The sequence below is a fragment of the Streptomyces europaeiscabiei genome (assembly GCF_001550375.1).
GTDB classification, from domain to species: domain Bacteria; phylum Actinomycetota; class Actinomycetes; order Streptomycetales; family Streptomycetaceae; genus Streptomyces; species Streptomyces europaeiscabiei.
Map to the genome: position 1 here is coordinate 1 of NZ_LRTR01000530.1, position 1,786 is coordinate 1,786.

Here is a 1,786-nt window from a genome sequence, read left to right on the forward strand (position 1 = left end):
GCCCCGCGGTCCTGGCCCTCCACGGCGTACGGACCCCCGGCGCGGGCCCGGTCGACCCGCAGCTGAGAGCCGGGGAGGCCCTCGGCCTGGTCGGTCTCTCGGGTGCCGGGCACATGGACCTCGGCCGGGCCCTCGCCGGCGCCCGGCCCCTCCTGGGCGGCCGGGTCCTCCTCGACGGCGGCCCGTACCGCCCCCGTACGGTCGCCGACGCCGTCGGACGCGGTGTCGCCTTCGTACCCGGCGACCGGCAGCGGGAGGGCTGCCTCGCCGAACTGACCGTACGGGAGAACCTGTTGGCCAACCCCCGCGCCGGAGACGGGCCGACGCCGCGCTGGATCGGCCCCCGCCGTGAACGCGCCGCGGCCGCCGCCCTGATCGAACGGTTCTCGGTGCGGCCCCGCGACAGCGAGGCCGCCATCGCCACGCTTTCCGGCGGAAACCAGCAGAAGGTCATGATCGGCCGCTGGCTCCGGACCGGTCTGCGCCTGCTGATCCTGGAGGAGCCGACGGCGAGCGTGGACATCGGCGCCAAGGCGGCCGTCCATCGCCTGCTCGACGAGGCGCTGGCCAAAGGCCTCGCGGTCCTCCTCATCTCCACCGACTTCGAGGAGGTCGTGGGGGTGTGCGGGCGCGCCCTGGTCTTCGTCCGCGGAGCCGTGACGGCGGAGCTGACCGGGCCGGCACTCACGGTCGCGGGACTGACCCGGGCGGCCTCGGCCATGCCCCCCGTCGGAAGCGCGACGAACCCGTGACCACCCCACCCTCCCCGTCGGCACCGCGTCCGAGTCGACCGCGCCCGTCCAGAAGGCTCGGCGCCCGCGGCGGCCCGGGCGGGCACGTCATCGGCGCCTACGGCCTTCCGGCCCTCACCGCCCTGCTCGTCCTGATCTTCTCCCTGGCCCTGCCGCGCACCTTCCCCACCCTGGACACCGTCGACTCGATCCTCTCCACCCAGTCGATCCCGGCCGTCCTCGCGCTCGCCGCCATGGTTCCCATGGTGACCGGCGCGTTCGACCTCTCCATCGGCTACGGACTCGGCCTGGCGCACGTCATGGTGCTGTACCTCGTCGTCGACGCCGGCTGGCCCTGGCCGTTCGCCTGCCTCGCCGTGGTCGTGGGCGGGACGGTCGTGGGCGTCCTCAACGGTGTCATCGTCGAGTTCGGCCGGATCGACTCCTTCATCGCCACCCTCGGCACCGGCAGCATGATGTACGCCGTGACCGGCTGGATCACCGACGGCAGCCGGATCGTCCCCGGCCCTCAGGGCCTCCCGCCCGCCTTCACCGACCTCTACACCTCCACGTTCCTCGGCCTCCCGGTCCCCGCCTTCTACGTGCTGGCGCTCGCGGTCGCCCTCTGGCTGGTGCTGGAGCGGCTGCCGATCGGCCGGTACCTGTACGTCGTCGGGTCGAACCCGCGCGCCGCGGACCTCGTCGGCATCCCCGTCCGCAAGTACACCGTCTGCGCGTTCGCCGCGTCCGGTCTGATCGTCGGCCTCGCCGGGGTGCTGCTCGCGGCCCAGCAGCAGATCGGCAATCCGAGCGTCGGCCTCGACTATCTGCTGCCCGCCTTCGTCGGGGCCCTCCTCGGCTCCACCGCGATCAAACCGGGCCGTCCCAACGCCCTGGGCACCCTCGTCGCCGTCACCGTCCTCGCCGTCGGTCTCACCGGCATCGCCCAGATGGGCGCCGACTTCTGGACGGTGCCCCTGTTCCACGGCGCCACCCTGCTCCTCGCCGTCGGCCTCGCCGGATACGCCGCCCGCCGCCGGACGCGCACCGGCGTC

Annotated in this window: 2 protein-coding genes; both read left to right on the forward strand. The window is 74.0% G+C overall.

Going from position 1 to position 1,786, the window contains the following annotated elements; translation table 11 throughout:
• Nucleotides 1-752: ATP-binding cassette domain-containing protein (locus AWZ10_RS26160; RefSeq protein WP_159058337.1), on the forward strand; the 752-nt coding region annotated here is incomplete at its 5' end.
• Nucleotides 749-1,786, forward strand: a 1,038-nt coding sequence (locus AWZ10_RS26165; protein WP_060892143.1) for an ABC transporter permease, incomplete at its 3' end; no start/stop codon positions are given. The genes AWZ10_RS26160 and AWZ10_RS26165, both read left to right, overlap by 4 nt.